General features: G+C 53.5%; 10 protein-coding genes. 4 read left to right on the top strand and 6 right to left on the bottom strand.

Features of this window, described 5'->3' with window-relative positions:
- Positions 1 to 6 precede the first annotated feature (6 nt).
- The gene (locus ACT53G_RS05000) at positions 7 to 1,650 is read right to left on the bottom strand and encodes a TolC family protein (RefSeq protein WP_476168860.1); all 1,644 of its coding nucleotides are present in this window, start codon (positions 1,648 to 1,650) and stop codon (positions 7 to 9) included.
- A 283-nt stretch (positions 1,651 to 1,933) separates the two neighbouring features.
- Here ACT53G_RS05000 and ACT53G_RS04995 point away from each other — a divergent pair, with 283 nt between their 5' ends.
- Entirely contained in the window at positions 1,934 to 2,314 is a 381-nt protein-coding gene (locus tag ACT53G_RS04995) for a YchJ family protein (RefSeq protein ID WP_476154274.1), read from the top strand.
- Between the two features lie 31 nt (positions 2,315 to 2,345).
- Here ACT53G_RS04995 and ACT53G_RS04990 read toward each other — a convergent pair whose 3' ends face one another.
- The 5 genes from ACT53G_RS04990 to prfB all read right to left on the bottom strand — a co-directional run bounded on the left by ACT53G_RS04990 (position 2,346) and on the right by prfB (position 8,632).
- Positions 2,346 to 2,648 (bottom strand): EF-hand domain-containing protein, encoded by a 303-nt coding sequence (locus ACT53G_RS04990; RefSeq protein ID WP_194748130.1) that lies wholly within the window; start codon positions 2,646 to 2,648, stop codon positions 2,346 to 2,348.
- A 133-nt stretch (positions 2,649 to 2,781) separates the two neighbouring features.
- Complete coding sequence (locus ACT53G_RS04985) at positions 2,782 to 5,559, bottom strand: ATP-binding protein (RefSeq protein WP_476168859.1); 2,778 nt, start codon at positions 5,557 to 5,559, stop codon at positions 2,782 to 2,784.
- A 32-nt stretch (positions 5,560 to 5,591) separates the two neighbouring features.
- Complete coding sequence (locus ACT53G_RS04980) at positions 5,592 to 6,251, bottom strand: hypothetical protein (RefSeq protein WP_379075613.1); 660 nt, start codon at positions 6,249 to 6,251, stop codon at positions 5,592 to 5,594.
- A gap of 4 nt (positions 6,252 to 6,255) precedes the next feature.
- A complete protein-coding gene (locus tag ACT53G_RS04975; protein ID WP_476168858.1) occupies positions 6,256 to 7,524 on the bottom strand; it encodes a hypothetical protein in 1,269 nt (422 codons plus the stop codon).
- Between the two features lie 3 nt (positions 7,525 to 7,527).
- Positions 7,528 to 8,632 (bottom strand): peptide chain release factor 2 gene (gene prfB / locus ACT53G_RS04970; RefSeq protein WP_194748464.1). Its coding sequence is split into 2 segments (ribosomal slippage): positions 7,528 to 8,550 and positions 8,552 to 8,632, totalling 1,104 coding nucleotides; the frame shifts between segments, so codons are not numbered across the junction.
- 170 nt (positions 8,633 to 8,802) lie between these two features.
- Between prfB and ACT53G_RS04965 the strand changes: the two genes are divergently transcribed.
- From ACT53G_RS04965 to ACT53G_RS04955, 3 genes are all read left to right on the top strand, one after another.
- Positions 8,803 to 9,459 (top strand): DUF47 domain-containing protein, encoded by a 657-nt coding sequence (locus ACT53G_RS04965; protein WP_194748138.1) that lies wholly within the window; start codon positions 8,803 to 8,805, stop codon positions 9,457 to 9,459.
- 9 nt (positions 9,460 to 9,468) lie between these two features.
- Entirely contained in the window at positions 9,469 to 10,470 is a 1,002-nt protein-coding gene (locus tag ACT53G_RS04960) for an inorganic phosphate transporter (protein ID WP_194748140.1), read from the top strand.
- Positions 10,471 to 10,594: 124 nt separating this feature from the next.
- Positions 10,595 to 11,590, top strand: coding sequence for a PstS family phosphate ABC transporter substrate-binding protein (locus ACT53G_RS04955; protein WP_194748142.1), 996 nt, complete (start codon positions 10,595 to 10,597; stop codon positions 11,588 to 11,590).
- Positions 11,591 to 11,633: the final 43 nt, after the last annotated feature.

The raw sequence follows: 11,633 nt of genomic DNA, 5'->3' as shown, positions 1-11,633 counted from the left end.
CGTACCTTATTGTGTATTTTCCGTAGCCTGTTGATCAGGATTCAGACTGACAGTCCCGGAGAGCGCTTTATTTGCAAAAGCATACCCCCTCATCCAGGCCTGTTTGGCGTCTATATATTGTAATAAGGTCTGCTGGTTTCGCATATCCTGCTTGAATACATCCATCTTGCTCAGATAGCCGACATCCACCGCACGTTGTAACTTGGCAGACTGTGCCTGCCACCGGCTCAAGGCCTGCTCTTCCGCCAGTAGCTGTGCTCGGCTTTCATTAAAATTCACCAGCGCATTTTCAGTTTCTTCAATTGCCAGTAATACAGCCTCCTTGTAAGCCAGCAATGCCTCCCGCAGTTGCGACTCACGCTGATTTACCACTTCCCGTCTTAACCCCCAATCCAGCAGGGGGATATTGATAGAAGGGGCAATATAGGTCAATGATCCAGTGTGCCTCAAGCTTTCACCCGTCACCCGCCCTGCAACCATCAGAGCGCCCTCAATAGATAATTTTGGATACAGGTCAGATTTGGCGATACCCAACGCCCCGCTTGCTTTCAATACCTGTGACTCTGCCATCTTGATATCTGGACGCTGGCGGATAATTTCTGCAGGGACGCGCATTGGTAACGAGATGGATTGCACATCCTCGGCAAGCTTGCCAGCCGGACGTGACTGTAATTCTGTCAACCAAGCCTCAGCTGGTTCCGCCTCGCCACAGAGCACAGCCAGTCTTTGCAAGGCCATTTCCTGGTTAAGGCGGTTTTGCCTGCGCATGCGCTGGGCACCCTGAACTTCCGTCATAAACGACTCAGCAGTTTCTGGAGAAGTAAACCCACCGCTCACGCCTTTATTCGACAATGTCCGCAAGTTGGCATATCCCGCTTCGGCGAGTGCCAACTGCTTTTCACGCTGGACAGCTGCATCCAGCTCAGCGTAAACGCGGACCAATTCAGCCGCTAATGACAATTGCCTGCTGGAGACGTCTGCCTCTGCAATTTGTAAATCAGCCTGCGTAATTTGCCGCTGACCGGCGCCCTGGCCAAAGATAGGCAGCTCCCAAATCAGGTCAAAGCCAGCCAGAAATGCCCCGGAAGCGGCATGGCGCGATTGACCGGAGGAGCTATTCCCCACTGCAAGCATGCGCGAAAGGCTATTCGGACCGGCATATAAACTGAGCTGCGGTTTTTCGGTCGCCAGCTCATGTGCCTGCAAAGAACGGGCATAGCTGATCCGCTCACTGGCTTGCTGTAGCGTAAGATTTTGCTTGAGGGCGGTTTGCATGAGCTGGTTTAGCAGCGGATCCTTGAATGCAAGCCACCACGCTGTTTCGGCCGCTGACAGTTGCGTGGCCGATGTGGTGCGCGCCTGACGCCACTGAGCCGGTGCTGGTGTATCCAGTGCAGGCATCTCGGTATGAAGGCACGCGCTCAAGCTGACCGCCACCAGCACACTCACCGTCGTTGTGCGCATGCCTGAGACTAGCGTTGCGACTCTAGCCGCCCTGGCCATCTGCCAGCGTGCCAGAAGTCGCACCAGTCGATCTGACTGACGGATCAAACGCACGCCGTGCATCAGCGCATCCAGCCCCATTACACAACACCCCTCAAGGATAACCAGATAGAGCCACGCCGCGTATACCTCACGTGCTTCATCCAATCAATCCGTTTTTTGTGCATAAATAACCTAAAGGGATGTTCAAGGATGCTGAAGAACAGGGGCAACCAGCGGGGATAGATTGAAAGCGTGTCCATGTAGAGGATTGCAGCGACATAAACATGGTCGGCGGTTTGCGGGGAGAAAATTAAAAATATGCATAGGACACCTGAGTGGGCGATAGTTTAGAATCTTCTCTCAAACGAGTAAACAGATTTAAACATTTTAAAACAGCATTCAGTGCTGATCACGGCTGAATGTATTTTACTTACCGGGATACCCAAATTTGAAACATGCCTGCCCTTGTTACAGCGGAAATGCTTATGCAGCCTGCTGCCAGCCTTTACACCAAGGCTTACCCGCCCCCGATGCCGAGCGCCTGATGCGCTCTCGCTACAGCGCTTATGCCCTCAGATTGCCTGACTATATTTTACAAACCTGGCACACTGAGACACGGCCGAATAGCCTGACACAAGCAGATTTGCAGGGAATTAAATGGTTAAAACTCGAGGTGCTTGCGCATCACCAACAGGATGCCACCCATGCTGAAGTCACTTTTGTGGCGACTTATCAAAGTGGTCAGCAAAAGAAGGCGACCATGACTGAACACAGCCGTTTTGAATATCTAGACGGGCGCTGGCTGTATTGCGGCCAGGTAGAGGCTTAAAAACGGCTGCTATGCGGCTGCTGCAAACAGATTAGTGCGCAGGACCGTAATCACTGACCAATCGGGCAAACAGGGGACTGACCGGTGCCTGCCTGGACTGCAGTTGCGTCTGACTCAACCAGTCGATAATCGCCAGATTGAGTTCATAAGGGGAAATGCGGTCATCCCCATCCTGGTCCAACCTATGGAGTAAACTGCGCACCTCTGCTTGGCTGAGGTCTTTCAACGCGCGCTGCAAGGCACGCTGATCCAAAAAGCCACAGTGTTCCAAATCGATGCGCGAAAAGATGTTTTGTGTGATCTGCGCACTCACAGTACAAAGAATACTCGCCATGTCGCCACCTCCTGCTTGATGTCATCATCACCAGGTCATTGTAAGCGCGGCATAACGGCAACGGTGTATCGTAATGTAGCGGTTTGTATCGAATGGCGATTGTCCGGCCCGGGCATGACCGGACAATCGGAGACTAATGCTCGCGCACCAGCACGCCAACCCGCGGCGCCCAGCCGGCATTCGCCTGCTTCTTGGCGGTGACCAGCGTCAACATCGAAGGGTCATACACATCGACGTTATGGGTCACCGGCGTCGTGAGCAGGTATTGTGCCTTGGTCGCCTGCAGGAACCTGGCCACGCGCTTGATGTTGAAAATATCCAGGTGTGCAAACGGCTCGTCAATAAAGACAAACCCACCTGGCCGGGTTTCTTCCATCATCAGCGCCACCAGCAAAATCAGTGACTTCATGACCTGCTGACCGCCAGAAGCATCCCCATCATTCATGCCAGACAAGCCTTTGTCGTCAAAGCCAAACCGCACTTCGAGCCCAGCTTGTGACAAGGTCAGATCATCTGCCTCCAGCGCGACCGGCGCACAATCGACGTCGACATCGGCCATTTTGGCCAGCTCTTTAAGGTTTTTGCTGTACTTGCTCACCGAGTAACGCAAGCGGCCAATATAGGCTTCACGGGCATGTTCGGTTTGCGTTTGTGCAGCGCGGTTGTCACGTTCGCGGCTTTCAACATCCTCTTTTTGCGTCAGGTAATCCGCCTGCATTTTGTCGCGCATGGCGATTACATAAGGGTCGGTCTCCCAACTTTGCGTTTCCAGTCGCTTGGCTATCTGTTCAATTTGAATATCCACCAAGCGTGGGCTCTCCCACTTTTCGAGCAGCTGCTTGTTGGCCGCAGTTTCCTGCCAGTCTGCGGGCAATTTCTGCTGGTCGTGACGGATACGCTCCAGCCGACGCTCTTGTTCAGCCCAGCCTTCACGGTTTTCTTTATCGACAATGTCTTTTTGCAACTGGGCAATCTTGTTGCGTATGCTTTCCTGAGCACGGATAGACTCGCGGATACGTTCCTCCAGCTGTGTATTCAGTTGCGACACTTCATACAACTTCTCGCCGACCGCCTGCCGTTGTGCCTTGACGTCCGCGTACTGCCGCTCAACGCTGGCAAACTGCTCAGCACGTGCCGCCAGTTGCGCGGCCGCATCGACCCCAGCCAGCGCATTTTTGAGGGTTTGAATCTGCTGCCGCAACGGATGCAGTTCATCCTGCAAGGCATTGATCTCGGTTTCGATCTGTTGCAGGTTCTGGCGCAAGCTCTCCAGCCTGGCTTTACCAAACCTGGGTTCATTCGGTGCCGCATGCCGGCCACCACGACGCTCTCGCAAGTAGCCCTGACGCGTCACCCAGTCCTCACCGCGTGGCAAGGCAACGCCGGCGGCAGTATCCTCCACCCGTTGCGTGCGTTCCAGCATCGCCAGCATCCAGGGCGCCACCGGTTGTTTGAGTTTAATCACTTCCAGCAAGGAGCCTTTGGGCGGCAAACCGGCCAACTGTCTTTCCGGCACAATCAGGTGACGATACTTCAGACTTTCACCCAGGGCAAAGGCCGTCTCGGCCTGTTTTTCACTGTGCAGCATGATGACATGCGCAAACGGTGCCAATACCGCCTCAACGGCTGTTTGCCAACCGGCATCCGTCACTTCCAGAATATCGGCCAGTGTGTCATGCGCAATATTGGCCTTACTCAGCGTCTGCCTGAACTCCGTCACTTCGTGTGGATCTGCCCGGCGCCCGCTGCTCAGGTTTTCCAGGGTATGTTGCCATTGCTGCTGCTGTTGCTGTTTGGCCCATAACCGGTTTTGCAAGGCACTACGCTGCTGCTCAAGCTGCCCCAGCTCGGTCGTTGCTTGCACCACGTCGGCACTCAATGCCGCTTGTGCTTCAAGCAGCTTCTTCTGCTCGAGGACCGCTTCCAGCTTGCCCTCTTCCTTGTTGAGCTGGTTAACCTGCTGGCTCAAGTCGGCTTCATGCAGACGCGTGGCTTGCTGCTGGCTCTGCAAATGCTCGGCCTGGGTTTTGTGATAGTCCAGTTCACTGGTCTTGGCCGACAGGTCTGCCTGCAGACCTTCACGCTCTTTACGGTTGGCATCCAGACTGCGGGCTGCACGCTCCGCTTCTTCCTGCAACTGGTAAAACTCCAGCCGGGGTTTCACCTCTTCCACCAGCAAGGCCTGCTCCTGGGTCAGCTGCTGCCATTCCAGATAGCGGTTCACACGCTGCTCCTGGGTTTGCAGGCTGTGTTCCAGCGCCTTCAGGTTATTTTGTGTGTATTGCAACTCCTGTTCGGTGGCCCGCTGATGCTGCCTGGCCTCCTGATAGCGGGTCAGAATCTCTTTGTCACCAAACACATCAAACACCAAATCGAGCAACTCGCGTGGCTTGTATTCGCATAACTTGTCGGTCTGGCCTTGCTCGAGTGACAGCACACGGGCAATGGCGGGCGACAATCCGGCCTCATGCAGCAGACGCTGATAATCGCGCACCCCAAATTCCTGGCCCTGTTGTGCTATGTCCTTGAGTGCCACTTCACCATCGGCCACCCAGTAATGCCGCACCCAGTCACCGCCTTTTTTCTCGATATGGCAAGCCAGTGTGATTTTGTCCTGCATGAACGGAATGCCGAATGGGCGCTTGCTGCTCCCGACAGGGCGACTGTTGTCTACCACGCCCAGCAACCAGCAAAAATCTTCGCCGTTGCGACGCACATAGCGCTTGTAATCCCGTTTCCCTGAACCAGAGCCTGAGCATTCCAGCGCCAGCAAGGTACGCATGGCATCCAGCAGCGTGGTTTTGCCCGAGCCATTGGGCCCGACAATGGTAATAATGGAAGCATCCAGCGGCACCACAAAACGTTGCCAGTAATCCCAATGTACGACTTCCAGTCGATTTAACCTGAACATCTTATTGATCGTCTTTCTGTGTGTTCATTGATTTAAGAAGTTGCCTGACCCGCGCCAGCGCTCTGCGACTGTTCGCGGATCAGATCACCCAGGGCGCCCTGGATGATGCGCGGGGCCATTTCGGCATAGTCAAACACCAGGTCGAGTAAAGGACCTTCGTAAATAATCTTGTTACGGCGTTCGATGAGTCCCAGGCGCGATAACTGTGGCAAGGCAAAATTACTGATACGGCCTTTGCCGCCTAGCAACTTGCCAAAATCCTCAAGCAACACGTTTTCGGGGATGCCGCGTGACAACTCCTCTGACGGCTCGGCTTTAACCAGCGTGCCAAACAACTCGCCTTGTGACTCCAGTGCGGCTTCCCGCCCCAACTGACGTTCGCGCTTGGGCAGGATAATCAAGGCCCACAGCACCACGGTCAGGGCGAGTGTATCTTTGGGCAACCCAATATTGTTACTCAGCCATTGCTGACCATCATCCATCACGGCACGCTCTGCGTCCTGGTGCAGCCCTACCGCCACGTGGCTGGCATAAGGGTTGTCCAGCAAGCGCAAACCGCAAGCCTTGAGGTTGTTTTCGAGCGAGACCCGAAAATCCAGGTCGAACAGCACGCGCCTGATGACTTCATCAGAACGTGGTAAATAACGATGAGCAATCAGTCTGGCGGCCAGTTGTTCGCTTGTTTGTTGCATGCGGTTAACCCTCCTTGGCTGGCGTATGTTTAATTAATTGACCGGCGGTCATGGCGGCCACCTCGTTTCGATGTACGGCTTGCAATGGCGCATCCAGTGCGTGCGCTAGACGGAACGGTTGTTCTGCCAGCGCATTCAAGTCGGCATCCTCATGCTTCTCACCCAAAAAGGTCAGCAGGGAATAGCGGTAAGACGCCTGGGCAAAGCCACCACCAACGACCACATCTGGCAATGCGCTATCGTCCTCGAGTTGTGCCAGCACACGCGTAAGGTCGGTGAGTTGTGGCGGGTAAGAAAAGGCTTCGGTTTGCGCAGGGGCGACTTCCACATCCGGGGGCATGACAGAGACTTTAGGCACTGCCACTTCACGTTCGAGCACGTCATCGGCAATATCCAGCATCACGTCGGGCAGCACAAACAGCGGTTCTGGTGTCACTGCCATCCGCGCGCCCATTTGCGCCAGCGACTCAACGCTGCGTTGCTGCAACCAGGCGGATAACTCGGTGGAGCTCAGGCCGCCTTGCGACAGCATGACCCTTTGCCTGGCCACTTTGGCCAGTTCACGCTGAAAGACCGAGGCCATATTGAGTAAACGCGACTGCTGGCTGGCAATTTTATGCACAATTTGCCAACCGGCATCATCCATGCCGTTTTCTGAAATGGTATTGATCAGTGCCGTGGCTTTTTCAATCCAGGGTTGCGCCTTGCTCAATCTGGCCTGCGCCGACTTCAGCCTGAACTCGGAACCTGAGGCAATCGCTTCCTGGAAAAAATGTTCGTATTCGGTGAGTTTGGCCAGCACGTGACTCAAGTGCTCGGCACTGAGTTCACCGACGGCACTGCCGCCCGCCGCCTGCGACATCAGGTAGCCCAACTCGTCATCAGCTTCGCCAAACCGCAACAAGCCACTGATGGCAGACAACACCATGCGGCCCGCGGCAGAAATCTGGTACACGCGGCGGTCTGCGTCCCATTGCAGCAAGTCGTGGCTGCGCAAGCGGTGCAACACGGTTTCCAGCTTGGTGGCATCAATAAAAGAAAGGTGATTTTGCAACTGGGCTGGCGTCCACTCCGGCAACTCTGCCCGGGCTGCAATTTCACGCATCACGGCGAGGCGAATCATGACTTCATCACGGCCGCCGCGGAACAGCCCGATCAGCACATCGATGATGTGTGAGGACTGCAACAGGGGAAACAATGCATCAATATCCTGAACATAGACTCCCGGTTTGAGGAACTCCTCAAACGCGTTTACATCACTGACTTCTGACATCTATTACAGGCCCTGCTTCAAGCTTTCCATGATAAACGGATCGAGATCACCATCGAGCACGCCTTGCGTATTGCCGATTTCAACATTGGTACGCAAGTCTTTGATCCGTCCTTGATCCAGCACATAGCTACGAATCTGGTGACCCCAACCAATATCGGTTTTGGCATCTTCCAGCGCCTGCTTTTCTTCATTACGCTTGCTGAGTTCCAGGTTATACAAGGCGCCTTTCAGCATATTCATCGCTTCTTCTTTGTTTCTATGCTGTGAACGGTCATTCTGGCATTGCACGACTACTCCCGTTGGCAAGTGGGTAATCCGCACGGCAGAATCAGTCTTGTTAATATGCTGACCACCGGCACCACTGGCGCGGTAAGTATCAATGCGCAAATCTGCAGGATTGATTTCAATTTCAATCGAATCGTCCACTTCCGGAAAGATTTGCACGCTGGCAAAGCTGGTATGACGCTTGGAGTTGGCATCGAAGGGCGACTTACGGACCAGGCGATGCACGCCGCTTTCGGTACGCAAGGTGCCAAACGCATAATCCCCAGTCACTTTAATCGAGGCGCCTTTAATCCCGGCAATGTCGCCTTCAGATTCCTCAAGCACTTCGACTTTGAAACCTTTGCGCTCTACGTAACGCAAGTACATGCGCAGCAACATGCCGGCCCAGTCTTGTGCTTCAGTGCCACCGCTGCCGGACTGAAACTCAATAAAGCAATTGTTGGCGTCCATCGGCTGCGAGAACATGCGCTTGAATTCCATCTCGGCAACGATTTTTTCTATCTTCTGGGCATCAGCCTCCACACTCAGCAATGTGTCGTCATCACCCTCTTCACGCGCCATGTCAAACAATTCACGGCTATCGGACAATGACTGAGACACATCATCCAGCGTCATGACCACGCTTTCAAGCATGCGTTTTTCCTTGCCCAGATTTTGCGCTTTTTCGGCGTTATCCCAGACTTTAGGATCCTCGAGCAGGCCGTTAACTTCGGCTAAGCGTTGCTGCTTGTTCTCGTAGTCAAAGATACCCCCGAAGCGCTTCGTGGCGTTGAGTCAGGTCGCTCAGTGCATTGGCAATACTATTAAGGTGTTCGGCTTCCATTTTCTGTGCGTATAAAAATGTAAAAACCAGCATTATAACGCAGCTATGCCCTTGGTTCAGGCGTAACTTACGCTGCCCACACTCAGACGGCCCCATATTTTTGTCACAATCATTGTCACAAAATAGTAAAATTACTGTCACAAAACTTTTGAACGTATAGGGAGTCCTCAATGGCGAATGCCACTTTCGGCCGCATCATGGCCGCGATCAGCCCCAGAAACGATAACTATTTTGTCCTGTTTAACCGTTTGGCTGATTGTGCAGTCCGTGGCTCCAAAGTCCTTGCGCTGATGGCGGCCGTTGTTGATCAGGCAGGCTTTGAAACGCATTTTGCCGAAATCCGCAAAATCGAATCCGAGGCAGATGAATACACCAAGGAAATTCTGCTTTCACTGCATAAAACCTTTATTACCCCGTTTGACCGCCGCGAAATCCGTGAACTGGCGATGGCGCTAGATGACATCATTGACTTTATGGAAGCGATTCCGCAAAGCGCCGAGATTTATGGTCACAGCAAGTTCACCCCCGAAATGGTCGCCCTGGCACAGATCTTATTAAGGGCAGCAGAAAAGGTAAGGGATGCGGTGCATATGCTGTCAGACATGAAAAATGCCGAACGCATTCTGCGCACCTGTGAAGAGATCAGCCAGATCGAAGGCGAAGCCGATCACATCATGCGCTCAGGCATGCACAGGCTGTTTGCCGAAGACAGTGACGCACGCAGTTTGATCCGCTCACAAAAACTGTACGACCTGTTTGAAGAAGCGGTCGACAGCTGCGAAGACGTCGCTGACGTGATTCACGGTGTCGTGCTAGAACGCATCTAGGACACGACCATGGATCATGTGATTGTGGTCATGGCAGTGCTGGTCATCGTGGCGCTGATCTTTGACTTTATGAACGGTTTTCACGATGCGGCCAATTCGATTGCGCTCATGGTGTCTACCCGTTTACTGACGCCACAGGCGGCCGTGATCTGGGCCGCGTTTTTTAACTTTGTTGCCTTTCTGTTTTTTGGCCTGCATGTGGCCGACACGGTTGGCAAAGGCATCATAGACCCCAACATCGTCAATAATACCGTGGTGTTTGGTGCCTTGTTCGGGGCGATTGCCTGGAATGTCATTACCTGGTGGTTCGGCATCCCCTCCTCGTCCTCCCACGCGCTGATCGGCGGTCTGATTGGCGCAGGCATGGCCCACTCCGGCACCCAAGGCGTCATTTTCGGCAGTAAGCTCATCAGCACTGGCATTGCCATTATCTTGTCGCCGTTATTTGGCATGTTGCTGGCGCTGTTGCTCTCTATCGGCATCATGTGGGCGTTCCAGAAATCCTCGCCCTATAAAATCGAAAGCCGCTTTAACAAGCTGCAATTTATCTCGTCTTCTTTATTCAGCCTTGGCCATGGCGCCAACGATGCGCAAAAAACCATGGGCATCATTACCGTGCTGCTGTTTGCCAATGGCTATCTGCAAGGTGACTTTCATGTGCCCTTCTGGGTGGTGATTGCCTGTCAGCTGGCTATGGGGCTGGGCACTCTGTTTGGGGGCTGGCGCATAGTGCGCACCATGGGCATGGGCATTACCAAAATCCGCCCCACTGGCGGCTTTGCGGCCCAGACCTCAGGCTCGATTGCGCTATTCCTGGCCACCAGCCTGGGCATCCCGGTGTCGACCACGCACACCATTACCGGCGCCATTGTCGGCGTCGGCCTCTCGCGCCGCATGACCGCGGTGCGCTGGGGCCTGGCGTCACGCATTGTCTGGGCGTGGGTGCTGACGATTCCTTGTGCCGCCATCATGGCAGCCATCGCCTACCATATCGGCGAAAGTGTGCTGTAAGCCTGACGTAAGCTAAAAAGGACCTGCCCAAGGTCTTTTTTGGCTTTTGTCACATTTCTGTCATATTAAGTTTTTATGATTCCGTCATCACATACAAACCACACTCAAATACAGGAGTCCTTAGATGAAAACCCGTTTGTTCCGCAATACCATGATAGCCGCACTGGTCGCACAGGCCTTTACCTTCGCGCACACCGCAGCGGCTGCGGACAAAATCATCAAAATTGATGGTTCCAGCACGGTTTACCCAATCACCGAAGCCGTTGCCGAAGAGTTTCAACGCAGCAAAGGCGTGAAAGTCACTGTTGGCGAATCTGGCACTGGTGGCGGCTTCAAAAAATTCTGCCGCGGCGAAACCGATATTTCAGATGCTTCCCGCCCGATCTCACAAAAAGAAATCGACGCCTGTAAAGAAGGTGGCGTTCAATTCATCGAACTGCCTATCGCTTATGATGCACTGACTGTGGTTGTGAACAGCAAAAACGACTGGGTGAAACAAATCACCGTCGCCGAACTGAAAAAAATCTGGGAACCAGGTTCCAAAGTGAAAAACTGGAAAGAAGTGAACGCCACTTACCCGGACAAGGCCATCAACCTGTACGGTCCTGGCACGGCTTCCGGTACGTTTGACTACTTTACCGAAGCCGTTAATGGCAAGGCAAAAGCTAGCCGCACAGATTACACACCGTCAGAAGACGACAACGTACTGGTGCAAGGCGTTGCCGGTAACGTGGGTGGCATGGCCTACTTCGGCATGGCCTACTATCAGGAAAACACTGACAAGTTGAAAGCGGTGCCAGTGGTTGCCAAAGAAGGGGCTAAACCAGTGTTGCCTTCTGAAACGACTGTGATGGACGGGACTTACCAGCCATTGTCACGTCCACTGTTCATTTACGTGAACGCGACAGCTGCTGCGTTTAAACCAGAAGTGAAAGCCTTTGTGAATTACTACCTGGAAAATGCGCCACTGCTGGTGAAAGAAGTGAAATACGTGCCACTGCCAAAAGAAGATTACGAAGCAGTGAAAACACACTTCAAAGCCATGAAACCAGGCACAGGGTTTAACGGCACAGCAGAAGTCGGTATCAAAATTACTGATTTGTTGTCCCGAATCAAGTAATGATGACAAAGGGGCTTAAATGCCCCTTTTTTACTGACAAGCC

This window comes from Methylophilus sp. DMC18, from assembly GCF_056314005.1.
This window is presented reverse-complemented; position numbering and strand designations above follow the sequence as displayed.